At 66.3% G+C, this 255-nt stretch carries 1 protein-coding gene; it reads left to right on the plus strand.

Going from position 1 to position 255, the window contains the following annotated elements; genetic code table 11:
• On the plus strand, positions 1 to 255 hold a 255-nt coding region (locus AC5Y5Z_RS25575; RefSeq protein ID WP_499928301.1), incomplete at both ends, for a protein kinase domain-containing protein.

Below are 255 nucleotides of genomic sequence, written 5' to 3' on the forward strand. Positions count from 1 at the left end.
CGCGCGGTGGCCATCATCACCCAGATCGCCTCGGCCCTGGACGCCGCGCACGCCGCCGGCGTCATGCACCGCGACGTCAAGCCGCCTAACGTACTGGTCACCCGCGACGACTTCGCCTACCTGGTCGACTTCGGCATCGCCAGCGCCACCACCGACGAGAAACTCACCCAACTGGGCACCGCCGTCGGCACCTGGAAATACATGGCGCCCGAACGATTTTCCAACGACGAGGTCACCTACCGCGCCGACATCTAC

Source organism: Mycobacterium sp. NGS29 (assembly GCF_059812965.1).